Origin of the sequence: Streptomyces thermoalcalitolerans (genome assembly GCF_039525155.1) — a bacterium.
Classification (GTDB): domain Bacteria; phylum Actinomycetota; class Actinomycetes; order Streptomycetales; family Streptomycetaceae; genus Streptomyces; species Streptomyces thermovulgaris.
Map to the genome: position 1 here is coordinate 1 of NZ_BAAAHG010000047.1, position 25,410 is coordinate 25,410.

Sequence of the window (25,410 nt, forward strand, 5' to 3'; positions counted from 1 at the left end):
CGGGACCTGTGCGGCGGCTTTCGGGGCCGGGCGGCGCGTCGGCCACGGGCCGGCGCCGGAAGGCCGGGCCGGGGACGGCGGCCGGGCGGCTCGGGCGGGCCCGGACCAGGGGTTGCCGGAGCGGCAGGAATCAGACACACTAAGTACCGAACGAACGGTCGGTTGGGGAGCTGGTTATCGATGACCACGTCACAGGGCGTCCGGTCGGACGGCGGGAGCGCGGAGCCGGGGCTCCAGGAGCAGTTCGACGCGACGATCGCGAAGGACCAGCGGATCGAGCCCCGGGACTGGATGCCCGAGGGCTACCGCAGGACGCTGATCCGGCAGATCGCGCAGCACGCCCACTCGGAGATCATCGGCATGCAGCCGGAGGGCGAGTGGATCACCAAGGCGCCCTCGCTGCGCCGCAAGGCCATCCTCTTCGCGAAGGTCCAGGACGAGGCCGGACACGGTCTGTACCTGTACTCGGCGGCCGAGACCCTGGGAGCCGACCGCGCGGACCTCACCGAGCGTCTCATCGAGGGCCGGCAGAAGTATTCGTCGATCTTCAACTACCCGACGCTGACCTTCGCCGACGTCGGTGTGATCGGCTGGCTCGTCGACGGGGCGGCGATCTGCAACCAGGTGCCGCTGTGCCGTACCTCGTACGGCCCGTACGCCCGCGCCATGGTGCGGATCTGCAAGGAGGAGTCGTTCCACCAGCGCCAGGGCTACGAGCTGCTGATGACGATGATGCGCGGCACCGACGCCCAGCGCGAGATGGTGCAGGACGCGGTGAACCGCTGGTGGTGGCCGTCCCTGATGATGTTCGGCCCGCCCGACCACGACTCCCCCAACTCCGCGGCCTCGATGGCCTGGAAGATCAAGCGGCACAGCAACGACGAACTGCGCCAGCGCTTCGTCGACATGACCGTCCCTCAGGCGGAGAAGCTGGGCGTCACCCTGCCCGACCCCGAGCTGCGCTGGAACGAGGAGCGCGGCCACTACGACTTCGGCACCCCCGACTGGGCCGAGTTCAAGTGTGTGATCAGCGGCGACGGACCCTGCAACGCACAGCGCATCGCGCGGCGGCGGGCGGCCCACGAGGAGGGCGCCTGGGTGCGCGAGGCGGCGCTCGCCCACGCGGCCAAGCAGGCCGCCCGGGCCGGGCGGACCCGCGGGGACCGGAGCCCCCAGGAAGGAGCGGCGGCATGAGCACCACCGGGAGCACGAGGAACGACTGGCCGCTGTACGAGGTGTTCGTCCGCGGCAAGCGCGGCCTGAACCACGTCCATGTGGGCTCGCTGCACGCCGCCGACGACGCGATGGCGCTCAGCCACGCCCGCGACCTGTACACCCGGCGCAACGAGGGCGTGAGCATCTGGGTGGTGCGCTCGGAGCACATAGCCGCCTCCACCCGCGACGAGAAGGACCCCTTCTTCGCTCCCAGCGCCGACAAGGTCTACCGCCACCCCACCTTCTACGGCATCCCCGACGACGTCCCCCACATCTAGAAGCAGGTAGGAGCAGAACGGCATGAGCGACGTCACCGACGACCACGTCTTTCTGTCCCTGACCGCGGACCACGGGGACGCGGACGCCCGCTGGGCCTTCGGCACCGGGTTCGAGGACCCGCTGCACGGCGTCGACACCACCGTGCCGGCCACGGTCGACGCCGCCGAGCTGGCCGCGTGCTGCCTGGCCCTCGGTGACGACGCCCTGGTCGGTGCGCAGCGCCTGGCCCAGTGGTGCACCCGGGCGCCGGAGCTGGAGGAGGAGATGGCCCTGGCCAACATCGGCCTGGACCTGCTCGGCCAGGCACGGCTGCTGTACTCCCGCACCGGGCAGGTGGACGGCAGCGGCCGGGACGAGGACGCCTACGCCTACTTCCGTGACGCCGAGGACTTCCGCAACGTCCGGCTCGCCGAACTCCCCAACGGGGACTTCGCGTTCTCCATCACCCGGCTGCTGGTCCTGTCCTGCTGGCGCCTGGCCGTCTTCCAGCGGCTCGCGGCCGGCGCACCGGACCCGGTCCTGAAGGCCGTCGCGGCCAAGGGGGTCAACGAGCTCGCCTATCACCGCCAGTTCGCGGCCGACTGGGCGGTGCGTCTGGGCGACGGCACCGAGGAGTCGCACCGGCGGATGTGTGCGGCCCTGGCCGGCGTCGCCCCGTACCTGGCCGAACTCTTCGCCTCCCGGCCGGGGTTCGGCATCGACCCGGCGGAGGTGCGGGAGGAGGCGACGACCGTGCTCCGGCAGGTCCTCGACGCCGCCGGGCTGGAGCTGCCCGAGGCCGAGGCCCTGCCCGGACAGGGCCGGGAGGGCGACCACACCGAGCACCTGGCCCCTCTGCTGGCCGAGCTGCAGAGCGTGGCCCGCGCCCATCCGGAGGCGACATGGTGACCACTCTGGACGAGCGGCGTGCCCGGCATGTGGCCGGACAGGTCCCGGACCCGGAGCTGCCGATGCTCACCCTGGCCGACCTCGGCGTCCTGCGCGGGGTCGAGCTGCTGCCGGACGGCACGGTCGTCGCGAGCCTGACCCCCACCTACTCGGGCTGTCCCGCGATGGCGGAGATGCGCGCCGACGTCGCCGCGCGGCTGCGGGCGGCCGGCTTCGCCCGGGTGGAGATCCGCACGGTGCTCGATCCGCCGTGGACGTCGGACTGGATCACGCCCGAGGGCCGCCGCAAGCTCGCCGAGGCGGGCATCGCGCCGCCCCTCGCCGCACCCCGGCGCACCGGCGGGCCGGTGCCGCTCAGGCTGTCGGCCACGCGCCGCGCCGTGGCCTGCCCCCGCTGCGGGTCCTCGGACACCGAGGAGACCTCCCGCTTCTCCGCCACCTCCTGCAAGGCGCTGTGGCGCTGCCGCGGCTGTCTGGAGCCGTTCGAGTACGTCAAGGAGATCTGATGGGCCCGACTCCCACGACGACGGACACCTCCGTGTCCGCCGCCCCCGCGCGTCCGCGGCGCCGTCCGGCCTTCCATCCGCTGCGGGTCGCCGCGGTGCAGCCGCTGTGCGCCGACGCGGCCGCCATCACCTTCGACATACCCGACGAGCTGGCGGAGGAGTTCGCCCACCGGCCCGGCCAGACGCTCACCCTGCGCCGCGAGATCGACGGCCGTGACGAACGCCGCTCGTACTCCATCTGCTCCCCCGTCGGCGCCCGCCCCCGCATCGGTGTGCGGGTCGTGCCCGGCGGCCTGTTCTCCTCCTGGCTGGTCCACGAGGTGCGCCCCGGGGACGTCATCGAGGTGATGGCGCCCACCGGTGCCTTCACCCCCGATCTCACCGAGCCGGGCCACCACGTCCTGATCGCCGCCGGCTCCGGCATCACCCCGATGATGTCCATAGCCGAGTCCGTGCTGGCCGCCGACACCCGCTCCCGGGTCACGCTCTTCTACGGCAACCGCCGCGCCGACACGGTGATGTTCGCCGACGAACTCGCGGACCTGAAGGACCTCTACCCCACCCGCTTCCAGCTCGGGCACGTGCTGTCGCGGGAGCCGCGCGAGGCCGAGCTGCTGTCGGGGCGCCTGGACGCCGAGCGTCTCGCCGCGCTCATCGACGGGTTCGTGGACGTGCGCGGCGTGGACCACTGGTGGCTGTGCGGTCCGCACGAGATGGTCCAGGGCGCGCAGAAGCTCCTCGGGGACCTCGGTGTGCCCGAGGACCGCGTCCACCGGGAGCTGTTCTTCGCCGACGACGAGCCGGTCCGCACCGTCCGTCACGAGGACTCCGCCGTGGAGGGTCCGGTCAGCCAGGTCACCGTCACCCTCGACGGCCGCTCCACCACCTCGCCGCTGCCCCGCGGGACGACGATCCTGGACGGGGCGAGCCGGGTGCGCCCCGACCTGCCGTTCGCCTGCAAGGGCGGCGTGTGCGGCACCTGCCGTGCCCTGGTCACCGACGGCGAGGCCGACATGCGCCGCAACTACGCGCTCGAGCCCTCCGAGGTCGCCGCCGGTTATGTGCTGACCTGTCAGACGTTCCCCGTCTCCGAGACGCTGACCGTCGACTTCGACAGCTGAGGGCCGCAGCCGGAACGGTGTCCGGACCGGGACGGCGGTCCGGAGCAGAACCGGAGCAAAGGGTGTGCCCGGCGCCCCCTGCGGGGTGCCGGGCACGACAGGCGGCAGGGCTTCAGCGCACCGCGCGTGTGTACCTGCGCTCGAAGGCGTCGAAGGCGGCCTCCTGCTGCCACTGCGCCTTTGCCTTCGGGCTGTCCTCCAGCAGGCGCCGGCAGGCCGGTGCCCGGACGGGTTCGCCGGGGCGTTCACCGCGGCAAGCCGCGGCGAAGCGGTAGCCCTGGGCCGTGGGATTGCCCTGCCACAGGCTCCGGCCCGGCAGGAACGCGTACTCCAGCGAGGCGCGGGCCAGGTCCTTCAGCTCGGGATAGCCCAGGCCGTAGGTGGTGGCCGCGTACGCGTACTCGTGGCTGATGTCGGTCCGGGACACACCGGGGTCGTCGGTGGCCAGGACCACCGGGACGCCGTAGCGGCGGTAGACGGGGAAGGGGTGGTCGGCCCCCTTGACCCCGAGGATCTGGGCGTTGCTGGTGAACGGCACCTCGACGGCGATCCGGCGGGCGGCCATCGCACGGGCCGTCCGCTCCCAGTCGTCCTCGTGGACGAGGTCGACCCCGTGCCCGACGCGCTCGGTGCGGGCGACGCCGACGGCCTCCTCGATGTGGAACCTCAGGTCCTCCGGCTTGACCAGCCCGGGCCACAACTCGCCCGCGTGCAGGGTGACATGGGCCTTCGGGTACTGGGTGCGCAGATAGCCGACCATGCGCATCTGCAGGCTGTAGTCGCGCAGGGCGGCCTCGGAGTCCTCGGGCTGGACGAGGTTGACCGCGACGAACCGCGAATCCTTCTCGGCCAGCCGCATCCCCAGCGCCAGCTGCGTGAAGACCCGCTCCGGGGCGTTGCCGCGGGACGCCTGGGAGATCCAGCGGACGGTGAGCCGGCAGGCCGGCCGCGGCCGTTCGGTGCCGCAGCGCGCGGCGGCCCGGAACTCGGCGTCGCCGTCGTCGGCCTCCTTGCGGGCCTCGGCCACCAGCTTGTCCAGCTTCCCGCCGGCCACCAGCTTCCGGTGCAGGGCGGCGAGGTCGTCGTCCCAGCCGACTTCGCCGGCCAGCCGCCGGGCTCCGTCGGACGCCGGTGTGACCATGGTCTCCAGATAGAACTGGTTCTGGCGTACGACGCCGTCGGCGACCTCGGCGAGCAGTTTGCCCCGGTGCCGCCCGGTCACCGCACCGAACTTCCCGAAGGTGGCGAAGAAGTGGTCGTGGCCGCTCTGGCCGGGCGGGAAGCCTTCCATGGACCAGGCGCGTACCAGCGCGTCGTGGAAGGCGCGGTCGGTACGGGCGTCGGCGGCGGGGCGCGTACCGGGGCCGCACGGCGGGGTGACGGCGGTCGTCGTCGCGGTGTCGATGCACAGCCCGTCCTCGGCGGCCAGCTCGACGAGGTACTCCGTGGACACCGCGCCGGAGAGGTGGTTGTGCAGGTCACCGCCCTTGGGCAGCCGCACGAAGAAGTCCCGCAGCGGCCCGGGGCGGTTGCGCACCGAGTTCAGGTACGCGTCCGTCCTGGCCTCGGCGGCCGTCACTTCCCTCGGTGCGGGGGCGCCCTGCCCGGCGGCCGGCTGTGCGGCGGCGGGTACCGCGGCCCCCGCGGCCAGCGCGGCCAGCGCGGCCAGCGCGGCCAGCGGGGACAAGGCACCGGCGGCGCCCAGGGTGGCCGGAACGAACCGGCGGCGTACGGTGTTGCGGCGATTCGGATTCACCCGCGCATGATCCCGGGGCGATCATGCGCGGAATCGATTTTCTCGAGTGAACCTCCTCGGCGCTTCACCCGTTCGGCCGGTGCGAACCCGGCGTCGTGCCACCGGCCGCTCCGGCCGCCGCGCGCCGGGATGCAGGGGCGGCACCCTTGCGAAAGCCTGACAGAGGGGACAGGCGCGGCTGCCGCGTCTTCCGGCGTTCTTCGGAGTATTCACATGGTTGGAAAAAACATTCTGCACCGGACGTCGGTCGCCCCGGAACCGACGGTGCGGCCCACTGCCGCTCCCTGGTCGTCGGCCTCGGACTGGGGGCTTCTGCTCCTCAGGCTGACCTTCGGCCTGCTGATGGCCGGCCACGGCGCCCAGAAACTGTTCGGCCTGTTCGGCGGTGGCGGCCTGTCGGCCACCGGCAGGGGGTTCGAGGCCCTGGGCTATCGCCCGGGGGAGGTCTACGCCGTGTTCGGCGGCCTGTCCGAGCTGCTCGGCGGCCTCGGCCTGGCCCTGGGACTGCTCACCCCGCTGGCGTCCGCCGCCCTGATCGGCGTGATGATCAACGCCATGGTGACCGTGACCGGGAGCCGCGGTCTGTGGGCGGCCGACGGCGGCCTGGAGTACAACGTCTCCATCGCCGTCGTCGCCCTGGCGATCGCCGCCATCGGCCCCGGCCGGCTCGCCGTCGACCGGATCTTCCCCTGGGGCAAGGGGGGATGGCCGGAGGCCGGTCTCGCCCTCGGCCTCGGCGGTCTGGGCGCCGCCGTCACCCTGAGTCTGTGACCGGCCGCCGTCGCGGGAGCGGGGCGGCCCCGCCCGCCGCCGTCATCCGGCCGCGGGCGGGATGTTCTGGTTGGCGCGGAAGAAGTTGCCGGGGTCGTAGGTGCGTTTGACCGAGGCCAGACGGTCGTAGTTGCCGCGGTAGGTGGTGCGGACGCGTTCCGCGCCCTCCTGCCGGCCCAGGAAGTTGATGTAGGAGCCGCCCATCGAGTGGGGGTGCAGATCGCTCCAGTAGTCGACGCACCACTGCCGGATGAGGCCGGCACGGTCCGGTTCGGGGTCGACGCCGACGATCACCCCCGACCAGACGGCGTCCCGGTACGCCCAGGCGGTGTCGTCCGCTCCGAGCCGGTGGGCGGCGCCGTCCACCGGGTACAGGTGCATCGTCGACAGGCCGGTGGGGAGGCTCTGCCCGTACCGGAGATGGACGTCGATCGCGGCGTCGGAGATCGTGTCGAAGAAGGCGCCGCGCCAGTACCACTGCAGCCCCTTCGGATACAGGGGGTCGAACATGCTCTGCAGGGCGGTGTAGGGCATGGGGGCGGAGAAGTGGAAGGCGGGCGGGGCCGGGTCGTTCACGACGGTCAGCGTCTCGGCCAGCCGGTCCTCGTCCGGGCCGCCGGTGTGGCACCACAGCACGCCGCACATCCGCTGCCCGTGGAGGGGCTCGGGGAACGGCGGTCCGGGCGGCACGACCAGCAGGGCGAAGAACCCGTAGAGGTCCTCCGGCGCGGCGGGCAGGAACTCCCGGTACCAGCGGAGCACCTCGGGCGTGCGGTCGACGGGCCACACCGTGACGGCGAAGCCGACCGTGTGCACCGGATGCAGCCGGAAGGTGAACGAGGTGACCACGCCGAAGTTGCCGCCGCCGCCCCGCAGGGCCCAGAACAGGTCCGGGTGGTCCGTCTCGGAGGCGGTGACGAAGGTGCCGTCGGCGAGGACGACGTCGGCGGACAGCAGGCTGTCGATCGTGAGTCCGTACGTGCGGGTCAGGTATCCGTGGCCGCCGCCGAGCGTGAGACCGCCCACGCCGGTGGTGGAGTTGATGCCCGTCGGGATCCCGAGGGAGAAGGTGTGGGTCGCGTGATCGAGGTCGCCGAGCCGGCAGCCGCCGCCCACCTGTGCTGTGGCGGTCGCCGGGTCGGCCCGCACCCAGCGCATCGGGGACAGGTCGAGGACGAGGCCGTCGTCCACGAGGCACAGTCCCGGTCCGCTGTGGCCGCCGCCCCGCACCGCGAGGTCCACGCCCCTGTCCTGGGCGAAGGAGATCGCGGTCCTGACGTCCGCGGCGTCGACACAGCGTGCGAGGACGGCGGGACGCCGGTCGATCATCGCGTTGTAGATGCTGCGGACCTCGTCGTAGCCGGGGTCCTGGGGCGCGACCACTGGTCCGCGCAGCGCCTCGCGCAGGCCCTCCAAGGCCGTTCCGTTGATGCCGCCCATGGCCGGACACCTCTGTGGGATGGGGGACGTTCGGTGGTCCGCGGACGGGCGGGAGGTGTCATGAGCGACGCGCAGAAGACCGCTGCGGACGCCGTGCCGGATCCGTCCGCGCTGAGCCGGGAACCGGCCGGCCGGGGCCGGTTCGACGGGCTTCGGTCGCGGTGCGGCGGGCCTGACCCACCAGCCTCAGTCTGCTGCCGGCCACCACCTGCCGCAACCGGGCACCGCGCCCGGCCCGCGGCGGCCGGTCGCCGGTCCTTCCGTGTTCTTCCGGGCCGACGGGCGGCGTCGCGGGCCGTCCTGGCCTTTCCCGGGCTCCTCCACGGGGCCGTCGCGTGCCGTGCCGCCGCCGGCCCCGCCTCGCCCGCCTGGTCAGGTTCGCCCGGTGGTGCGACGCTGGGGAGATGAGGTGTCCCCGGGAGGAATCCGGGAGGGCCGATGGGACGTGACGTCCCGGCGATGGTCTTCACCCGTGAGGACCGCCGCCGGTACCGGATCAAGATGCAGGAGTGCCTCGAGGTGCTCGCGCAGATGCTGCGCGAGTCGCGGTTCGAGTCCGAGCGGCCCCAGGTGGGACTGGAGATCGAACTGAACCTGGTCGACGACGAGGCGGAGCCGGCGATGCGCAACAGCGATGTGCTCGAGGCGATCGCGGACCCCGCCTGGTCCACGGAGCTGGGCCGGTTCAACCTCGAGATCAACATTCCGCCCCGCCTGCTGACGGCGGGCGGCCCCGACGCCTGGGAGTCGGAGATCCGCGCCGCGCTGAACCACGCGGAGGAGCGCGCACGGTCGGTCGGCGCGCATCTGATCATGATCGGCATCCTTCCCACCCTGCGGCAGGAGGACGTCGGCGAGGCGGCGCTGTCGGAGAATCCGCGCTACCGGCTGCTCAACGACCAGGTGTTCGCGGCCCGGGGCGAGGACCTGCGCATCGAGGTGGACGGCGAGGACCGGCTGCGCACCTACACGGACACGATCACTCCGGAGGCCGCGTGCACCAGCACCCAGTTCCACCTCCAGGTGTCCCCGGAGGAGTTCGCCGACTACTGGAACGCGGCGCAGGCGATCGCCGGCGTCCAGGTCGCGCTGGCGGCGAACGCGCCGTTCCTGTTCGGCAAGGAGCTGTGGCACGAGACCCGTATCCCGCTGTTCGAGCAGACCACCGACACCCGCCCGGAGGAGATCAAGGTGCAGGGGGTACGGCCCCGGGTGTGGTTCGGGGAGCGGTGGATCAACAGCGTCTTCGACCTCTTCGAGGAGAATCTGCGCTACTTCCCGGCGCTGCTGCCCCTGTGCGACGAGCAGAGCCCGACGGAGACGCTGGACCGCGGCGACGTCCCCGAGCTGGCCGAGCTGACCCTGCACAACGGCACCATCTACCGCTGGAACCGCCCGGTCTACGCCATCGCCAACGACAAACCGCACCTGCGGGTGGAGAACCGTGTACTGCCCGCCGGTCCGACCGTCGCCGACATCCTCGCCAGTGGAGCCTTCTACTACGGCCTCACCCGCGCCCTGGTGGAGGAGGACCGGCCGGTGTGGTCCCGGATGTCCTTCTCGGCCGCCGAGGAGAACCTGCACACGGCGGCCCGGCACGGCATCGAGGCACGGCTGTACTGGCCCGGGATGGGCGAGGTGCCGGTGTCCGAACTCGTCCTGCGGCGGCTGCTGCCGCTGGCGCACCGGGGGCTGGAGCTCTCCGGGATGGACGCCGCCTGGCGGGAGCCCCTGCTGGGCATCATCGAGCAGCGGTGCGTCACCGGCCGCAACGGAGCGGTCTGGCAGAAGGAGATGCTCCACCACCTCGACGACACCCTCCACTGCGGCCGTCACGAGGCACTGCGGCGCATGACGCAGGTGTACAGCGACTACATGCATCTCAACGCCCCGGTCCACACCTGGCCCGTCGAATGACGGGACCGGCGGCCACGGCGGTCTTCTCAGCCGCGGAAAAACACAACTATGATGAGGGGTTCGCTGCCGGCACGGAGGAGGTGAGTGACATGGATTCCAGTAGTAGTAGTCCGGGCCCCGTCGGGTCCCGCGCTCCCATGTCCCCCTGCTCCCCGGGCATCCGGTAGCCCTCTTCCCGGCCTCCCGCCGCGTCGACGGCTGCCGTGCCCCCGGTCCGCCCCGCCCTGCGCGGGGCGAGGAGGTTCCCATGGCGAACGTGACCAGCCGCAGCGACGTGAACACCCTCGCCCAACTGCGCGCCCGCCGCGCCGTCCGCCTGGCGGCCCGGCAGTTGACCGAGGACGCCCCCAAGCTCGCCCGTGCCTCCGCGGCCGCGTACCAGGCCGGCCTCGCCGCCCGTGCCGCCGAACTGCGCAGAGCGGCTCTGGTCGCCTGGCGCGCCGGTGTACCCGCCGAGGTCATCGCCGCCGACGGGCGTCTGCCGCAGGCCGTCGTGCACCGGTGGATCACGGGCCGGTGCGCGCCCAAGCGCCCGTGCGAGAGGCGGCCCTGACCTTCGGCGCCGCCCTTCGGCCCCGGCCGTTGGCGGTTCTCGGCCGGAACGCCCCGGGGCGCTCATGTCACGGTGCTCGTCCCGGTGGCGCTTTGCAGCACCTCCCGCCCCTCGGAACGCCCGCCCGGCCGGTGGGACCGCCGAGGAGCGGAGGCACTCTCCCCTGGGAGGGCACTCTCCCTGTACCTCCCTGTACGTCTCCCCCTGTACGGTCACGCCCCTCGTGCCGCCGCGCTCTCACCGGTCGGCACGGGCACGGCGGCAGGGCGTGCGCGACGGCGACGGCGCCTGCCCGGCGTGACGCCGGCTCCCTGCCCCGACCGTGAGGTCACGGCCCCGCCCGGACGCACGGCGTCCGGGCGGCAGACCCGGCCGGAGACCTTCCGCGCCGCGCCGGCTCCCGGCGGACGGAGGCCGCCCTCGGCCACGGGATTGTGAAAAAGCAGCCAGCGGTTGTGAAGCTCGTGCACTCTTCAAGCAATGATCATCGTCGCTGCCCTAGACAAAATGACCGTATAAGTAGCGTATGCCGCACGGTCAGGGGAGGCTTACGGGGGCGATCGAGAGCGATCCCACACACTTGCGAATGGATGCCCTATGTGAGTGATAGCATCCCCCACGTCTGTGACCTCGGCCCACTCGGCCGGGCGCTGCATTGAAGTCGGCTCGCGCTCGGCGCAACGGCGGCGAGTCGTTCCGAGTGGTTGTGCCGCGGAATCCCGCGAGGTACATCCGCCGACGGCGGCAGGCAACACGCCAGGAAAGGTTTCCATGAATCAAGACGCACTTGTTTGGTGCCTGGCTGCAGCGGTGGTGGTCGCCGTTGCGGCGGCCCTGGTGCTCAACCACCGCAACAGAGCCATAACGGCGAAAAAGAACCAGATCGAGGCCGAACTGATACAGAAGCTCAGCGAGGCCGAGGGACAACTCGCCAATTTAAGGGGTGAGTTGCAGCAGCACAAGGCCCAGCAGGCCGAGGCCATCCGGCAAGCCGAGGAGGCTGCGGAGGAGAGCACCAAGGCCGTCCTCAAGGGTTCCGCACGCTTTTTGCAGAGCCTTGCCGCGGAACAGCTGACACTCCTCGAGGAAATCCAGCGCAAATACGGTGGACACGCGGTCCTGGGCGATCTGCTGGAAGTCAACCACGCCAATGCGCAAATGGCGCGCAAGGCCCAGGGCATTGCGGTGATGTGTGGTGCGCCGCTGGGTCGCCGCACCAAAGCCGCAAGCGTATATGACGTCGTGCGCAGCGCACAGTCGCAGATTCGCAATTTCCGGCGTGTTGAGATCATGCAGCAGACCGGTTTTGCGTTGAAGGCGTCCGCTGTTTCTCCTGTTGCGCTCGCCGTGGCGGAGCTTCTCGACAATGCCGCCAGTTTTTCCCAGCAGGGGTCGCCGATCGAGGTGACTTTCCAGCGGGTGCAGAACAACCTGTGCATCGTGATCGACGACGCCGGTGTCGGCATGAGCGACGAGGACCGGCAGAAGGCGACCGCGCTGCTCTCCGGTGAGCACCTCCCCCGTCTGTCGCAGCTGGGCACCCAGCCGAAGTTCGGCTTCCCCGTGATCGGTCTGCTGGCACGGCAGTACGGCTTCCGTGTGGACGTCACCGGCGTCTCCCGCTACGGCGGTGTCCGGGCGGTCGTGCTGCTGCCCGAGGAGCTGTGGACCGAGGAGGAGATCACGCCGTCCGAGACGACCCCGCTCAGCACCGTCCGCAGTACCTCGGCCCGGTCGGAGTCCGTCGCGCGCACCGCGCACGGTCTGCCCAGGCGAGGGGCACGCCAGGTGCCCATCGCAAGTGTTCCCGATCCCGAGGACACCTCGGAGCCGCCCGCCGCGTCGTCGGAAGAGGCCGGCCGCGCCGGCCGCAGTCTGGGGGCCTTCCAGCGCGGCACGCTCTCGGGCCGGAACCTCGCCTCGGCACCGTTCGAAGGGTCCGAAGACTCATGACCACAGACCTGTCGTGGATGCTCGATGACATCGTGAACAACGTGCCGAAGGCCCGGCACGCCGTTCTGCTGTCCGCGGACGGCCTTCCCCGCGGGGCGACCGAGGGCATGTCCCGGAAGGACGTGAGCACCATCGCCGCCGCCATGGCGGGGATGCAGTCGCTCAGCCGGGCGACCGCCCACTTCGCCGGGCCGGGGGAGGACAGGCAGTGGAACCAGACGATCATCGAGTTCTCGCACGGCTGGATCTTCCTGATCGGTGCGGGGCAGGGGGCGTACCTGGCCGCGGCGGCTGAGCCCGACGTCGACATGCAGCAGATCTCCTTCCGCATGCACCGGCTCGTCGCCCGGCTCGGCAACAACCTCACCTCGCCTCCCCGCGTGGACGCCCCGGCCCCGGCCGAGCGGCCCGACCGGGACGAGGGCAGGCAGAAGGCCGCCGGCGGGACAGGGGTCGCCATCGCCGAGCTCGACGAGGCGGTCAAGGACGTACGGGGGGCCCGTCACGCCGTGCTGCTGGGCTCCGACGGACTTCCCCGGGGCACGACCACGGGGATGAGCCAGGACCTCGCGGACACGATCTCCGCGGCGATGACGGGAATCCACGCCTACAGCCGTGCCACCTCGCAGTTCGCCGGTGTGCAGGAGGGCGCGCGCTGGAAGCAGACCGTGATCGAGTTCCAGCACGGCTGGATCTTCCTCATCTCGGCGGGCCGTGGCGCCTTCCTCGCCGCGGCGGCCGAACAGGACGCCGACATCGAGGAGTTCACGACCCGCCTGCATCAGGCGGTACCCCGGCTGGACGCATACCTGGCACCCCGTGGGACGGTGAGCAGCAAGTGAAGGACGAGTCGGACCAGGACCTGGAGCTGACCTCCCCCTTAGTCCCTCTCTTCGTGATCACGAATGGGCGTTCCCTGCCCCCGGACCACGCGTATGAGCGCACCACCCTCGTGTCCGCGCACGAGGGTGCCTCCGCCAGGGCTCGCACGCTTTCCCCGGAGGCCCGCCAGGTTCTGGACTTGGTCTCGGACGGTTTTCTGTCCGTCGCCGAGGTGGCCGCCCATACGCACCTGCCTCTGGGGATCGTCCGGATTCTTCTGGCGGAGCTGGAGGAGAACGGTCTCGTCCTCACGAGGAAGCCCGTCCCCCGTGCCGAACGTGTCGATCGAGAACTCCTCAGCGCGGTACTCGACGGCCTCAAAGCCCGATTCGGAGCGTGATTCGTGTACCTGGATTCAGGCGTCTCCACCGCAGTGAAGATCCTCGTGGTGGGGCACTTCGGGGTCGGGAAGACCACGTTCATCGGAAGCATCTCCGAGATCGAGCCGCTGCGGACCGAAGAGGAAATCACCGAAGCCAGCATAGGATTTGACGATCTTTCTGGAACTCCGGACAAGACCACCACGACGGTGGCGATGGACTTCGGCCGGCTGACTCTCAGCGACGAGATCGTGCTCTACCTCTTCGGCACGCCCGGCCAGGAGCGCTTCAAGGAGATGTGGGAGGAGCTGTCCCGGGGCGCGCTGGGAGCTCTGGTCCTCGTCGACCCCGAGCGGCTGTCCGAGTCCTTCCCCGTCCTGGACCTGGTCGAACGGTTCGGCCTGACGTACGCCATCGGCGTCAACCACTTCGACGGCACCCCCGTCTACCCCCTCTCGGAGGTGCGCGAGGCGTTGAACCTGCCGGCGAACACGCCCGTCGTCTCCTGCGACGTACGGGACCGGCGTTCCTCGGCGCAGGCTCTCATCACCCTCGTGAACCACCTTCTGTCCCTCACCGACTAGGAGCCACCCACCATGCAGCAGCCCCCCGACATAAAAGAGCCACCGCCCGGCTGCCCCGCGCACGGAAACATCCAGCTCTACGGCCCCCGGTTCGGCTCCGACCCCGACAGCCACTACGAGCAGCTGCGCGCCCTGGGCCCGAGCGCGCCGGTCGACATCGCCCCCGGGGTACAGGTCGAGCTGGTCACCAGCTATGACGCCGCCCTGTACATCCTGCAGAACCCCGCTACGTTCGTCAGGGACTCGCGGCGCTGGAACGCGCTGAACGAAGGGCGCGTTCCCAAGGACAGTCCGGCCCTGCCGATGATGGGCTACCGGCCCAACGCGCTGTTCAGCGACGGTGCCGCGCACGCCCGGCTGCGTCAGGCGGTCACCGACAGCCTGGCCAGTGTCAACGAGCTTCAGCTGGTGCGGCAGACCCAGCAGTCCGCCGACTATCTGATCAGCCGGTTCAGCACCGACCGCCTCGGTCAGGCCGAGCTGATGGCCGACTACGCCCGTCCCCTGCCGCTGCTGGTCTTCAGCGACCTGTTCGGGTGCCCGCCCGAGATCGGCGACCGCGTCATCATGGGAATCAGCGGCATCTTCGACGGCACCCCCGACGCCGACCAGGTGCTGGGCAGTGCGCTCGCCGAGCTGATCGCCCTCAAGCGGCGCCGTCCCGGACAGGACCTGACGACCCGTCTGATGGAGCACTCGGCGCAACTGACCGACGAGGAGGTGCTGCACCAGCTCGTGACGCTGCTCTCCGGCGGCACCGCGCCGTTGACGGCGACCATCGGCACCAGCAGCGCCCTGATCCTGGACGACGACTGGCAGCCCGGGCTGCCGGTGGAGGACGCGGTCACCCGGGTCCTGTGGAACTACGCGCCGATCGCCAACTACGCGGCCCACTACCCCACGCATGACGTGGAGTTGGGGGACAGGACGCTCAAGGCGAACGACCCGGTGCTGATCTCCTTCGCGGCGGCCAACACCGACCCCCGGCTGGCCGAGCACCGCGAGCAGCTCAGCGCCAAGGCCCATCTGGCCTTCGGGGCCGGTCCGCACGCCTGTCCCGCCAGGGACGCCGCGTTCATGATCGCCGTCACCGCCGTCGAGTCACTGCTCAACCGGCTGCCGGACATCGAAGTGCGCGTGCCGTTCAAGGACCTGAGCTGGGTTCCGGCTCCGTGGAGCCGCTCCCTGGTGTCCCTCCCGGTCCGGTTCACCCCTCGTCAGGTGACGCCGATGCCCCCGCAGCCGCAGCCCCGGGTGCCGGAGACGGCCGCGTCCCCCGCCCCGGCACCCGCGCCGGCGCCCGCGCCGAGGCCTGCGACGACGTCCGCGTCCAAGCCCAAGGCGGGATTGTTCAGCCGATTCCTGGCATGGACCCGAGGGGAGTGACGTAGGCAACTCTCAAACGGAATAGTCACCTTGTATGTTCCGGCCATCGTCAGGGTAAGCATGGCGGCTGGTACTCAGGAAGGAGCCGTCGTGGAGACTGCGGTCATGCCGCCGCCCGACAGACGATTCGCCGTTTCGCTGTTCTCACGTCTACGGACGGCGAAAGGCCAGGCCAACCCCTTTCCGATCTACGAGGAGCTGAGATCGAGGGGTGATGTCGTAGCAGCGCCCTGGGGCGGGTATCTGGTCACCGGATTCGACCTGTGCGACCGGATCCTGCGCAGCCGTGACTGGCTGGAGCCCGATGCACGGTGGCGGGAACAACAAGGAAGCGGAACGCGCTGGACAGCACCGTCCTCGCGCGAGATGAGCCGGACCCTGCCCGCGCTCAACCCGCCCGAGCACACCCGGGTACGCCGGTCGGCAGGCATGTTCGACCGCAGCACTCTGCGGGAGATCGGCGGGACGGTCGAACGCATCACGACCGGACTCCTCGACAACCTCGGCGAGCGTCTGCGCGACGGCGAGGCCGACTTCAACGCCCTGGTCAGCGAGGAACTGCCGATCGCCACCATCGGACAATGGCTCGGCCTGCCGACGGCGGACTTCCCCCGGTTGCGGAAACTGACCCACGACCAGGTCTTCACCCAGGAGTTGCTGCCCTCCGCCAGTCAGCTGGCCATCTCCGACGCGGCCACGGCGGAGCTGCGCACCTACTTCACGGAGCTGGTGCGTCACCGGCGTGCCCACCCGGGTGAGGATCCGGTGTCACGCTGGATCGCCACCTGGGACACCCTGGAGAGCGACCGGGACAAGGCGGACGAAGCCGTCTACTACCTCGCCCTGTTCGTGCTGCTGGCGGCGCTGGAGACCACGACCACGCTGCTGTCGACCATGACACTGCTGCTCCTGGAGCACCGCCGGTACTGGAACCAGCTCCTCGTCCAGCCCGATCTGGGCCCCGCAGCCATTGAAGAATCGTTACGCTACGACCCGCCGGCCCATGTGATCAGCCGCGTCGCCTCCCGGGACTGCGTCCTGGGCGGCGTCGAGATACGCAAGGACGAGATGGTCCACCTCATGGTGGGGGCGGCCCATCGCGACCCCGCCAAGCACAAGGATCCCGACGTGTTCGACCCGCACCGCAAGCAGGCGCACATCGCCTTCAGCGGGGGCATCCACTACTGCCTCGGCGCACCGCTCGCCCGGCTGGAGGCCCAGACCCTCCTCCGTCAGCTGACCGAGCGGTTCCCCCGTCTCACTCTCGTACGCCGTCCGGCGTGGGCACCGCGGGTGGCCTTCAGACGCCCGCTGAACCTGGATGTCGCTCTGACATGACCGAAATGACCAACGATTTCGCCGACTTCCCGTACAAGGCGCTGAGCGTCGACCAGAAAGGGCCGGTCATACAGGTCCGCCTCAACCCCTCGGGGCAGGACAGCACACTGAACAACGCGGCCCTCGACGACCTCATCGCCCTGCTCAACAGCCTCCATGAGCGGCCCGACGTCCAGGTGCTGGTCCTGTCGTCCCTGGGGGACGACTTCTGCCTCGGCGCCGACCGCGACGAGTACCAGGCGGCGCTGGCCGGGGATCCGACCGGGACCGCCACGCGCCGTATCGTCGACAAGGCGTACCGCGTGTGCGACGCCCTGGAGAACACCCATGCGGTCACCATCGCCCGGCTGCACGGCAGGGTGGTCGGCGCCGGTATCGCACTCGCCTCCTTCTGCGACCTTCGCGCGGGGGCGGACACCTGCCGGTTCCGCATGCCGGAGGTGGGGCTGGGCATTCCCCCCGCGTGGGGAGGTGCCATGGGCCGCCTGGTCGCCGAGAACGGAGCCGCCAGGATCCGCGAACTCATGCTGACCTGCGAGCCCTTCGACGCGGCCACCGCCCACCGGATCGGCCTTCTGCACAAGGTGGCCCCCCTCGACGAACTGGACACGGTCGTCGACGCCTGGGTCAGGCCACTGCTGCGGCGCTCCCCCGAGGCGCTCACGCTCACCAAGCGCATGCTCGCCGGCTATGCGCGAGCGGACCGCACCGCCGATGTGGCACTGCTCGACGCCCATCTGCTCGCCGCACAGCTCAGCCGGCCCCGGCCGCAGCCCTCCGCCGCCTCGGCGAGCGGCTCATGACGGCACATGCGCGGACAACCGTGCGCGCGTGCGCCGGCGCGAAGGTGCGGCGCTGACGCGGGCGACGGGCCGTCCACGGCGGTGACCGTGGACGGCGCCGCGGCCCGGACGGCGCTCGGCGCACCGGGTATCCGGGCACGGCGCCGCTGAGACCGGTGGGACCGTCCGCCGACGACCGGCGGGCGGTGCCACCGGCGTTCTCGTGCTCGGCGTGGGCACCGGGCCGCTCCTCGTCCTGGGCCGGTCCCCGTCCGGGGCCGGTCCTCATCCGCCGGAAACCGGTGTCGCCTCGCGCACCGCCCGGTGCACGGCGCGGGCCAGACGGGCGCCCCACAGCGAACGGGGACCGGCGAAAGTGTGGAGTTCCTCCCCTTCGCCCGGCACCCGGGCGGCTATGCACACCGCGTCGGTGGGGGTGCCCGAGCAGTCGTAGCCCGCCTCCAGCAGCGCCTGCGTCTTGGCCTCGGTGGCCGTCATGACGGCGTTGACCAGAGCGGCGTCCGACAGCGCGACCGGAAGCGCGGCGATGACGTTGACCGTGCCCGGCGCCTGCGGACCGCACTCCCCCGGTTCCGGCGAAGCGGCCCATCCGCGCACTCTGACGCCCGCGGTGGCGACGGCAACGGCACCGCCGTCGCACGCCCGGCCGTGGGCCTCGACGTCGGCGGCGGTCATCAGGCCGACTCCCTCCCCGTCCAGGCCGGCCGCACCGGCCAGTTCGGCGAGGTGGTGTCCGGGGTCGGTACGCCGGTAGCCGTGGGCCACCTGCGCGTTGAGCACCCAGCCGCGTTCGCCGATGCCACCGCCCAGCACGGCGTTGCTGATCATCCGCCATCCCGGGCCGGCTGGCCACACCAGTACGGGCAGCCGCATCCCGTCCTCGGTACGGGTCAGCAGACGCGGGCGCAGCAGACCGGCGTCCGTGGCCGGTACGACGGCGGAGGTCACAGGCGGGGGCTCCTTGGTGTCGGGGTGCCCGCCGATGGTACGTGAGGGGCGGCCGGGGCCGAGGGGACGGGTCCGCCGGGAAAGGGCCGGGTCCCGGGGGTGCGTCCGGGTCGTGCCGTGGGGCACGGGACCGGCCCGGGCGGCGAGGACGCACGGCCGGGGATGCGCGGGGAGGGACGAGGGCATGGCGGTGTTCCCCGCGCCACCGGCCGTTCCGCGTTCCGCTGGCGCAGGCCCTCCCCGCGCGTGTGCGGTGGTCTCCCCGCCGGGCCGGCGAGGAGACCACCGCACCTGGTGTGCCGTCAGTCCAGCTCGACGAGCAGGTCGCCGCCCTCCACCTGCTGGACGCGGCCGATGGCCAGCCGGGCCACCCGGCCCGCCTTCGGAGCGGTGATGGCGGCCTCCATCTTCATCGCCTCGATGGTGGCCACGGTCGCGCCGGCCTCCACCTCGTCGCCCTCGGCGACCGCGAGGGTCACCACACCGGCGAACGGGGCCGCGACATGGCCGGGGTTGGACCGGTCGGCCTTCTCGGTGGCGGGGATGTCGGAGGCCGCGGCGGCATCGCGTACCTGGATGGGACGGAGCTGGCCGTTCAGCGTGGCCATCACGGTGCGCATCCCGCGCTCGTCGGCCTCGCCGATCGCCTGGAGCTCGATGAGGAGCCGCACCCCGGGCTCGAGGTCGACGGCGTACTCCTTGGCGGGGCGCAGCCCGTAGAAGAAGTCCTTGCTGTCCAGCACGCTGGTGTCGCCGTAGGCCTGGCGGTGGGCCTCGAAGTCCCGGGTCGGGCCGGGGAACAGCAGCCGGTTGAGGGTCGCGCGGCGGGACTTCTCCAGGCCCTCCCGGTCCTCGGCGGTCAGCTCCGTCACGGACTTGCCCGGCGCGCGGCCCTTGAGCGCCTTGGTGCGGAACGGCTCCGGCCAGCCGCCGGGCGGGGTGCCCAGCTCGCCGCGCAGGAAGCCGATGACGGAGTCGGGGATGTCGAAGCGCTCCGGGGTCGCCTCGAAGTCCTCCGGTGACACGTCGGCGCCCACCAGGTGCAGGGCGAGGTCGCCGACCGCCTTGGACGAGGGGGTGACCTTGACCAGGCGGCCCAGGATGCGGTCGGCGGCGGCGTACATCTCCTCGATGTCCTCGAAGCGGTCGCCCAGTCCCAGCGCGACCGCCTGGGTGCGCAGGTTGGACAGCTGGCCGCCGGGGATCTCGTGGTGGTAGACGCGTCCGGTGGGCGAGGCCAGACCCGCCTCGAAGGGAGCGTAGATCTTGCGGACGCTCTCCCAGTACGGCTCCAGGTCGCTGACGGCCTGCAGGTCCAGGCCGGTGGGGCGGTCGGAGTGGTCGGTGGCGGCGACGATCGCCGACAGCGACGGCTGGGAGGTGGTGCCGGCCATCGACGCGACCGCGCCGTCCACGGCGTCGGCGCCGGCCTGGACGGCGGCGAGGTAGGTGGCGAGCTGGCCGCCCGCGGTGTCGTGGGTGTGCAGGTGCACCGGCAGGTCGAACTCGCGGCGCAGCGCCGACACCAGGGTGGCGGCGGCGGGGGCGCGCAGCAGTCCCGCCATGTCCTTGATGGCCAGGACGTGCGCCCCGGCGGCCACGATCTGCTCGGCCAGGCGGAGGTAGTAGTCCAGGGTGTAGAGGCGCTCGGCGGGATCGGAGAGGTCGCCCGTGTAGCACAGGGCGACCTCGGCGACGGCCGTCCCGGTCTCGCGTACGGCGTCGATGGCCGGCCGCATCTGGTCCACGTCGTTGAGCGCGTCGAAGATCCGGAAGATGTCTATGCCGGTGGCGGTGGCCTCCTGGACGAAGGCGTCGGTCACCTCGGTCGGGTACGGCGTGTAGCCCACGGTGTTGCGTCCGCGCAGCAGCATCTGCAGGCAGATGTTGGGCACCGCCTCGCGCAGGGCGGCCAGCCGCTCCCAGGGGTCCTCGGCGAGGAAGCGCAGGGCGACGTCGTAGGTGGCGCCGCCCCAGCACTCCAGGGACAGCAGCCGGGGCAGGGTCCGGGCCACCACCGGGGCGGCGGCCAGCAGGTCCTTGGTGCGCACCCGGGTCGCGAGCAGGGACTGGTGCGCGTCACGGAAGGTGGTGTCGGTGACGCCGATGGTCGGCGACTGGCGCAGCCAGCGGGCGAAGCCCTCCGGACCGAGCTCGATCAGCCGCTGCCGGGAGCCCGCGGGCGGCTCGCCGTCGGGCAGCGGCGGCAGCTTGGTGACCGGGTCGACAGTGTCGGGCCGCTCGCCGTGGGGCTTGTTCACCGTGACGTCGGCGAGGTAGGTGAGCAGCTTGGTGCCGCGGTCGGCGGAGGAACGGGCGGTCAGCAGGTGCGGGCGCTGCTCGATGAAGGACGTGGTGACGCGGCCGGCCTGGAAGTCGGGGTCGTCCAGGACGGCTTGCAGGAACGGGATGTTGGTCGCGACACCGCGGACGCGGAACTCGGCCACGGCACGCCGGGCCCGGACGATCGCGGCCTTGAGGTCCCGGCCCCGGCAGGTGAGCTTGACGAGCATCGAGTCGAAGTGGGCGCTGATCTCCGTGCCGGCGTGTGTGGTGCCGCCGTCCAGACGGATGCCCGAGCCGCCGGGCGAACGGTAGGCGCTGATCCGGCCGGTGTCCGGGCGGAAGCCGTTGGCGGGGTCCTCGGTGGTGATGCGGCACTGCAGGGCGGCCCCGCGCAGGGTGATGCTCTCCTGGGAGAGGCCGAGGTCGGCCAGGGTCTCGCCGGCGGCGATGCGCATCTGGGCCTGGACCAGGTCGACGTCGGTGACCTCCTCGGTCACCGTGTGCTCGACCTGGATGCGCGGGTTCATCTCGATGAAGACGTGGTTGCCGTCCCGGTCGAGCAGGAACTCCACGGTGCCCGCGTTGCGGTAGCCGATCTCCCGGGCGAAGCGGACCGCGTCGGCGCAGATCCGCTCCCGCAGCCCGGGGTCGAGGTTCGGCGCGGGGGCGAGCTCGATGACCTTCTGGTGGCGGCGCTGCACCGAACAGTCGCGCTCGAACAGGTGGATGACGTTGCCCTGCCCGTCGGCGAGGATCTGCACCTCGATGTGGCGCGGGTCGACGACAGCCTTCTCCAGGAAGACGGTGGGATCGCCGAACGCGGACGCCGCCTCGCGGGAGGCCGCCTCGATGGCCTCGCGCAGTGCGGCCGGGTCCTCCACCCGCCGCATGCCCCGCCCGCCGCCGCCGGCGACCGCCTTGACGAACACGGGGAAGCCGATGTCCTCGGCGGCACGGACCAGTTCGTCGACGTCCGTGGAGGGCGCCGAGGAGCCGAGCACCGGCACACCGGCGGCACGGGCGGCCGCCACCGCGCGGGCCTTGTTCCCCGTCAGCTCCAGTGTGCCGGCGTCCGGGCCGATGAAGGTGATGCCCGCCTCCTCGCAGGCGCGGGCGAGTTCCGGATTCTCGGACAGGAACCCGTAGCCGGGGTAGACGGCGTCCGCGCCCGCCCGGCGCGCGGCGCGGATGATCTCCTCCACGGAGAGATAGGCCCGCACCGGGTGCCCCGGCTCGCCGATCTGGTACGCCTCGTCGGCCTTGAGCCGATGCAGGGAATTGCGGTCCTCGTAGGGAAAGACCGCGACGGTTCGCGCGCCCAGTTCATAGCCGGCGCGAAAAGCGCGAATCGCGATTTCGCCGCGGTTGGCGACGAGCACCTTGCGGAACATTCTCCATCCCTTCGGCCTGCCGGTGGAATGACCATGGTGTCGGCCATGCCCCCGTCACGCCATGTGAGGCGGGCCACTCTCCCGCATGTCCCGCGGGGGATCTCCGGTCTCCCTCGGCACCGGCCCCTGAGCGGTGACCGCGGGAGACGGTGGCGGCCGGGGCGGTGACCGGGAGGCGGCGGTGGCCGCCGCGGCCCCGGTGGGGACCGCGGCGGCCGAAGCGGCCGCGTCGCCGGCGGGTCCGCCCCGTGCGGATCAGCCGGCGAGTGCCGCCAGCACCACCTGCTTGGCCTCGTCCTGCACCTGGGAGAGGTGGTCGGGACCCCGGAACGACTCGGCGTAGATCTTGTAGACGTCCTCGGTGCCCGAGGGACGGGCCGCGAACCAGGCGTTCTCGGTGGTCACCTTGATGCCGCCGATGGGTGCGCCGTTGCCCGGGGCCTCGGTGAGCACGGCGGTGACCGGCTCCCCGGCGAGGGTGTCGGCGGTGATCCGGGCCGGGGACAGCCTGGCCAGGCGGGCCTTCTCCTCGCGGGAGGCCGGGGCGTCGATGCGGGCGTAGGCGGGTTCGCCGAAGCGGGCGGTGAGGCCGGCGTAGTGCTCGGACGGCGTCCGGCCGGTGACGGCCGTGATCTCGGCGGCGAGCAGGGCCAGGACGATGCCGTCCTTGTCGGTGGTCCACACCGAGCCGTCCCGGCGCAGGAACGACGCCCCGGCGGACTCCTCGCCTCCGAAGCCGAGCGAGGCGTCGATCAGCCCGTCCACGAACCACTTGAAGCCGACGGGCACCTCGACCAGCCGGCGGCCGAGATCGGCGGCGACCCGGTCGATCATGCCGGAGGAGACCAGCGTCTTGCCCACGCCCGCCTCGGCGGGCCACCGGGTGCGGTGGGTGTAGAGGTAGGAGATGGCCGCGGCGAGGTAGTGGTTGGGGTTCATCAGCCCGGCGTCCGGGGTGACGATGCCGTGCCGGTCGGCGTCGGCGTCGTTGCCGGTGGCGATCCGGAAGCGGTCGCGCTGCTCGATGAGCGAGGCCATCGCGTACCGCGAGGAGCAGTCCATGCGGATCCTGCCGTCCCAGTCCAGCGTCATGAAGCGCCAGGTGGGGTCGGTGAGCGGGTTGACCACGGTCAGGTCGAGCCGGTGCTGTTCGGCGATGCGGCCCCAGTAGGCGACGGAGGCTCCGCCGAGCGGATCGGCGCCGATGCGGATGCCCGCGGCCCGGATCGCGTCGAGGTCGAGGACGCTCGGCAGATCGGAGACGTAGGCGTCCAGGAAGTCGTAGCGGCCGGTGCCGGGCGCGGCCAGTGCCCGGGAGTACGGGATGCGGCGCACGTCCTTCAGACCGCCCGCGATGATCTCGTTGGCCCGGTCCTGGATCCAGGAGGTGGCGTCCGAGCCGGCCGGGCCGCCGCTGGGCGGGTTGTACTTGAAACCGCCGTCGCCGGGCGGGTTGTGCGAGGGAGTGACCACCACACCGTCGGCGAGACCGGTGGTGCGGCCGCGGTTGTGCGTCAGGATCGCGTGGGAGACCGCCGGGGTCGGGGTGTAGCCGTCCGCGGTGTCGATGAGCACGGTGACGTCGTTGGCCGCGAACACCTCCAGCGCGGTGGCCCGGGCCGGCTCGGACAGGGCGTGGGTGTCCGCGCCGAGGAAGAGGGGTCCGTCGATGCCCTGCTGTGCGCGGTACTCGCAGATGGCCTGGCTGGTCGCGGCGATGTGGTCGTCGTTGAACGCGGCCGCCAGGGACGACCCGCGGTGTCCGGACGTCCCGAACGCCACTCGCTGTCCCGCCTCGTCCGGGTCGGGGTGCAGTGTGTAGTACGCCGTCACCAGCCGAGCGACGTCGATCAGGTCCTCGGGCCGGGCCGGCTTGCCTGCTCGCTCGTGCCGCATGGCGCTCACGCTCCTCCGCTCGCTCCTGTGTCCGCTGTCCACTCGCGTTCTCATCCTTCCCTGTGCCGGAGAAGAGAGTCGTCGTACCGGGGAGGGGAACCGTCCCCGGCGCCGTCTCCGCGTCCTCCCCGGACCCGGGAGTGCGGATCGGGACATTGCGGGTGTGAAGGGGCAGTGTCCGGATCAGCCGGTCCCCTGCTCAGACGGACGGCCGACACCTCTGCTCACTCTTTCTCCCCATTTCTCCTCTTTCACCCCTTCCTTCCTTCCCTTTCTCTTCGCCCTCTTCCGCCCCTTTTTTCCTCCCGGCTGCTGCGGATGCAGTCCCCACAGGGGTCGGCCATTCTGGGAGGGAACGACGGCGCGAAGGAGTATGCGATGAGCATGATGGACAGGCTCAGGGGCCTGCTGAAAGGGCACGAGGAACAGGCCGGCAAGGGCGTCGACAAGGCCGGTGACTACGTCGACGAACGGACCCAGGGCAAGCACAGGAAGCAGGTCGACACCGCCCAGGACAAACTCAGGGAGCAACTCGGCGGGCAGGACCCCGGCCAGGACCAGCCGCCGCGCTGATCCCCGCGGGGAAGCGACCGCCTGCGAATCGGCTTGGGCCGTCCCCCGGGGGACGGCCCAAGCCGATTCGCATGTGCCACCGTGGTGGGGGCAGTCCCGCTCAGGTCCGGGCGACGGCGAGGGCGAGCACCCATGCCGCGGCCAGGACGGCCAGGGCGGCCAGCACGAACGCCAGGCACCGTGCCCGCAACTGACGGTAACGCTCCTCGTACTCGTCGCGCAGCGCCCGGCACCGGTCGGCGACCCGTTGCAGGTCCCCCCGCGCCCGCAGCAGGCAGTCGCGGACGTAGTGCTTCTCGATCTCCTCGCGCTGCGCGCTGGTCAGCCACTGCATCGGCTCGGTGAAGGCACGGGCCCGCTGCTCGGCCTCGGCGACACGCGCCTGCCACAGCAGATAGCCCTCCACCTGGTTGATCATCTCGGCGGGCCTGAGCGGTCTGCCGTCGGGCTGGTCGGCCGTGCCCGTCATGGAAGGACCTCGCCGAGTGCCGTGGCGCCGTCGGCCACGGGAGGGCCGGCGCACCGGCGCGGCATGCCCTCCGCGCCCGGCCGGTGCCGCACCGGGAAGGTGATGATCAAGTCGGTCATGCGGCCCGTGCACACG

The 25,410-nt window shown here is 71.6% G+C and carries 23 protein-coding genes; 16 read left to right on the forward strand and 7 right to left on the reverse strand.

The features are described 5' to 3' along the window. Nucleotides 1–180 precede the first annotated feature (180 nt). The 5 genes from paaA to paaE are packed head-to-tail and all read left to right on the forward strand — an operon-like array spanning nt 181 to nt 4,009. Nucleotides 181–1,194 carry a 1,2-phenylacetyl-CoA epoxidase subunit PaaA gene (gene paaA / locus ABD224_RS22755; RefSeq protein WP_344052839.1) on the forward strand — a complete coding sequence of 338 codons (1,014 nt, stop codon included), beginning with the start codon at nt 181–183 and terminating at the stop codon, nt 1,192–1,194. After that, a complete protein-coding gene (gene paaB / locus ABD224_RS22760; RefSeq protein WP_344052841.1) occupies nt 1,191–1,493 on the forward strand; it encodes a 1,2-phenylacetyl-CoA epoxidase subunit PaaB in 303 nt (100 codons plus the stop codon). The genes paaA and paaB overlap by 4 nt, the downstream gene beginning before the upstream one ends. 22 nt (nt 1,494–1,515) lie before the next feature. Then, the gene (gene paaC / locus ABD224_RS22765; RefSeq protein WP_344052843.1) at nt 1,516–2,382 is read left to right on the forward strand and encodes a 1,2-phenylacetyl-CoA epoxidase subunit PaaC; all 867 of its coding nucleotides are present in this window, start codon (nt 1,516–1,518) and stop codon (nt 2,380–2,382) included. Further along, nucleotides 2,376–2,888 carry a 1,2-phenylacetyl-CoA epoxidase subunit PaaD gene (paaD, locus tag ABD224_RS22770; protein WP_067390987.1) on the forward strand — a complete coding sequence of 171 codons (513 nt, stop codon included), beginning with the start codon at nt 2,376–2,378 and terminating at the stop codon, nt 2,886–2,888. The genes paaC and paaD overlap by 7 nt, the downstream gene beginning before the upstream one ends. Next, entirely contained in the window at nt 2,888–4,009 is a 1,122-nt protein-coding gene (paaE, locus tag ABD224_RS22775) for a 1,2-phenylacetyl-CoA epoxidase subunit PaaE (RefSeq protein WP_344052849.1), read from the forward strand. Before paaD ends, paaE begins: the two co-directional genes overlap by 1 nt. A gap of 112 nt (nt 4,010–4,121) precedes the next feature. Here paaE and ABD224_RS22780 read toward each other — a convergent pair whose 3' ends face one another. Continuing rightward, nucleotides 4,122–5,765 carry an adenosine deaminase family protein gene (locus ABD224_RS22780; protein WP_344052852.1) on the reverse strand — a complete coding sequence of 548 codons (1,644 nt, stop codon included), beginning with the start codon at nt 5,763–5,765 and terminating at the stop codon, nt 4,122–4,124. Between the two features lie 213 nt (nt 5,766–5,978). On the opposite strand from ABD224_RS22780, the gene ABD224_RS22785 reads away from it, so the two are divergent. Further along, nucleotides 5,979–6,536 carry a DoxX family membrane protein gene (locus tag ABD224_RS22785; protein WP_344052854.1) on the forward strand — a complete coding sequence of 186 codons (558 nt, stop codon included), beginning with the start codon at nt 5,979–5,981 and terminating at the stop codon, nt 6,534–6,536. Nucleotides 6,537–6,578: 42 nt separating this feature from the next. On the opposite strand, the gene ABD224_RS22790 is transcribed toward ABD224_RS22785, so the two are convergent. Then, nucleotides 6,579–7,976: an FAD-binding oxidoreductase gene (locus ABD224_RS22790; protein WP_201450828.1), complete on the reverse strand. Its 1,398-nt coding sequence runs from the start codon at nt 7,974–7,976 to the stop codon at nt 6,579–6,581. Between the two features lie 438 nt (nt 7,977–8,414). Between ABD224_RS22790 and ABD224_RS22795 the strand changes: the two genes are divergently transcribed. From ABD224_RS22795 to ABD224_RS22835, 9 genes are all read left to right on the forward strand, one after another. Then, entirely contained in the window at nt 8,415–9,893 is a 1,479-nt protein-coding gene (locus ABD224_RS22795; RefSeq protein WP_344052858.1) for a glutamate-cysteine ligase family protein, read from the forward strand. 247 nt (nt 9,894–10,140) lie between these two features. After that, a complete protein-coding gene (locus ABD224_RS22800; protein ID WP_344052860.1) occupies nt 10,141–10,446 on the forward strand; it encodes a hypothetical protein in 306 nt (101 codons plus the stop codon). Nucleotides 10,447–11,217: 771 nt separating this feature from the next. Beyond that, nucleotides 11,218–12,399: an ATP-binding protein gene (locus ABD224_RS22805; protein WP_344052862.1), complete on the forward strand. Its 1,182-nt coding sequence runs from the start codon at nt 11,218–11,220 to the stop codon at nt 12,397–12,399. Continuing rightward, complete coding sequence (locus ABD224_RS22810; RefSeq protein ID WP_344052864.1) at nt 12,396–13,241, forward strand: roadblock/LC7 domain-containing protein; 846 nt, start codon at nt 12,396–12,398, stop codon at nt 13,239–13,241. The genes ABD224_RS22805 and ABD224_RS22810 overlap by 4 nt, the downstream gene beginning before the upstream one ends. Continuing rightward, on the forward strand, nt 13,238–13,621 hold the full coding sequence (locus ABD224_RS22815; RefSeq protein WP_344052866.1) for a DUF742 domain-containing protein: 384 nt from the start codon (nt 13,238–13,240) through the stop codon (nt 13,619–13,621). Before ABD224_RS22810 ends, ABD224_RS22815 begins: the two co-directional genes overlap by 4 nt. 3 nt (nt 13,622–13,624) lie before the next feature. Next, nucleotides 13,625–14,185, forward strand: coding sequence for a GTP-binding protein (locus ABD224_RS22820; protein WP_344052868.1), 561 nt, complete (start codon nt 13,625–13,627; stop codon nt 14,183–14,185). Between the two features lie 12 nt (nt 14,186–14,197). Beyond that, the gene (locus ABD224_RS22825) at nt 14,198–15,571 is read left to right on the forward strand and encodes a cytochrome P450 family protein (protein WP_344052870.1); all 1,374 of its coding nucleotides are present in this window, start codon (nt 14,198–14,200) and stop codon (nt 15,569–15,571) included. A 105-nt stretch (nt 15,572–15,676) separates the two neighbouring features. After that, entirely contained in the window at nt 15,677–16,909 is a 1,233-nt protein-coding gene (locus ABD224_RS22830) for a cytochrome P450 (RefSeq protein WP_344052921.1), read from the forward strand. Continuing rightward, on the forward strand, nt 16,906–17,712 hold the full coding sequence (locus ABD224_RS22835) for an enoyl-CoA hydratase/isomerase family protein (RefSeq protein WP_425581035.1): 807 nt from the start codon (nt 16,906–16,908) through the stop codon (nt 17,710–17,712). Before ABD224_RS22830 ends, ABD224_RS22835 begins: the two co-directional genes overlap by 4 nt. A 264-nt stretch (nt 17,713–17,976) precedes the next feature. Here the strand turns inward: ABD224_RS22835 and ABD224_RS22840 are convergent, their stop codons facing one another. From ABD224_RS22840 to pgm, 3 genes are all read right to left on the reverse strand, one after another. Further along, entirely contained in the window at nt 17,977–18,660 is a 684-nt protein-coding gene (locus tag ABD224_RS22840) for an adenosylcobinamide amidohydrolase (protein ID WP_344052874.1), read from the reverse strand. 302 nt (nt 18,661–18,962) lie between these two features. Next, nucleotides 18,963–22,337: a pyruvate carboxylase gene (locus tag ABD224_RS22845; protein WP_344052876.1), complete on the reverse strand. Its 3,375-nt coding sequence runs from the start codon at nt 22,335–22,337 to the stop codon at nt 18,963–18,965. A gap of 255 nt (nt 22,338–22,592) precedes the next feature. Further along, on the reverse strand, nt 22,593–24,233 hold the full coding sequence (gene pgm / locus ABD224_RS22850) for a phosphoglucomutase (alpha-D-glucose-1,6-bisphosphate-dependent) (RefSeq protein ID WP_344052878.1): 1,641 nt from the start codon (nt 24,231–24,233) through the stop codon (nt 22,593–22,595). A 378-nt stretch (nt 24,234–24,611) separates the two neighbouring features. Here pgm and ABD224_RS22855 point away from each other — a divergent pair, with 378 nt between their 5' ends. Further along, nucleotides 24,612–24,806: an antitoxin gene (locus ABD224_RS22855; RefSeq protein WP_344052880.1), complete on the forward strand. Its 195-nt coding sequence runs from the start codon at nt 24,612–24,614 to the stop codon at nt 24,804–24,806. 100 nt (nt 24,807–24,906) lie between these two features. Here ABD224_RS22855 and ABD224_RS22860 read toward each other — a convergent pair whose 3' ends face one another. Both ABD224_RS22860 and ABD224_RS22865 read right to left on the reverse strand, forming a co-directional pair. After that, entirely contained in the window at nt 24,907–25,275 is a 369-nt protein-coding gene (locus tag ABD224_RS22860; protein ID WP_344052882.1) for a cytochrome C oxidase subunit I, read from the reverse strand. Then, nucleotides 25,272–25,394: a hypothetical protein gene (locus tag ABD224_RS22865; protein WP_344052884.1), complete on the reverse strand. Its 123-nt coding sequence runs from the start codon at nt 25,392–25,394 to the stop codon at nt 25,272–25,274. Before ABD224_RS22865 ends, ABD224_RS22860 begins: the two co-directional genes overlap by 4 nt. Between the last annotated feature and the right edge of the window lie 16 nt (nt 25,395–25,410).